The organism is Okeania sp. SIO2C9, from assembly GCF_010672455.1.
Taxonomy (GTDB): Bacteria; Cyanobacteriota; Cyanobacteriia; order Cyanobacteriales; family Microcoleaceae; genus Okeania.
Genome location: NZ_JAAHGO010000262.1, coordinates 1 through 1,218 on the forward strand (window position 1 = coordinate 1; position 1,218 = coordinate 1,218).

The 1,218-nt window shown below is 47.3% G+C and carries 1 protein-coding gene; it reads left to right on the forward strand.

Annotated features, from left to right (window positions below):
* Positions 1 to 836: alpha-E domain-containing protein (locus F6K23_RS40860; RefSeq protein ID WP_293166970.1), on the forward strand; the 836-nt coding region annotated here is incomplete at its 5' end.
* Between the last annotated feature and the right edge of the window lie 382 nt (positions 837 to 1,218).

The following is a 1,218-nucleotide window of genomic DNA, read 5'->3' on the forward strand; positions in this document are numbered from 1 at the left end:
TGGCGATGTCGACGAGTTATGGCTGCCGTTGTTGCAAACGTCGGGTTTACGCCGTCTTCGAAGAAAAGAATGATACCGTTGATCAAGACAGTGTGGTGACCTTTTTAGGTTACGATCGTGAAAGTCCTAATTCGATCATTAGCTGTCTGCGCCAAGCACGAGAAAATGCTCGGTCCGTTCGCGAAGTCATCAGTCATGACATGTGGCAGGCGATTAATGAACTGTATCTCGACGTCCGCCAGGCTGCTAAGAAGGCAGATACTGATGATGTCGCGGTGATGAAATTTTCTGATAACGTAAAGGCAGGTTGCACCCTGGTTCACGGGATCACCGACGCGACCCTGAGCCGCAACGAAGCCTGGCGCTGGTGGCGCATTGGTTCCATGTTGGAGCGCGCAGATAAAACCACGCGTATCCTTGATGTTAAATACTTTATGCTGTTGCCATCGCTGACAGAGGTCGGTGGTAACCGTGATCGCGTGCAATGGTTGTCCTTGTTAAGCTCGGCTTCTGCCTTGCAGATGTTCCAACAAAGCCGTAGTCCTTTCCGTCCTGCAGAGAGCGCCAATTTCTTATTGTTCGATCATGATTTTCCGCGCTCAGTAGTCTACTGCATTGCCATGGCTGACGATAGCTTACATGCGATTACAAAAACACCGCATGGTTCGTTTTGTCATCCGGCCGAGCAAGCGCTCGGTAAGCTGCGTGCTCAACTGAATTACGCTGATATTGAAGATGTCATTTCGAGTGGTCTGCATGAATATCTTGATACCATGCAAACGACCTTAAATCAAATTGATGATATGCTTAACCAGCATTATTTTCATCTCCAATGAACGATGATTTTGCGCTTGCATGTAGCTGCGCCTTGTATCCTCACCAGCCCTAACTTGCTTCACTTCTAACTTAACCGCAGAGGTCGCAGAGACCGCAGAGGAAAATGAGAAAATCATGAGACTGCGTAAGTAGAGGATAACGTGAACTCTGCGTTTTCTCAATGTCATCGGCTTTCTTATTCTCTTTAAGCTTTCTCAGTTCTCTGCGTACTCTGCGCCCTCTGCGGTTAAATAAAATATCCCAAATTACGTTTATCTAGATCATCAATGAGATCATAACATGGCCATCTGAGTCGCACTTAATCACAAAACTAGTTATCATTATGGCAAGAAAATTGGCATAGGCCCACAGGTCATTCGCCTGCGGCCGGGGGTACATACC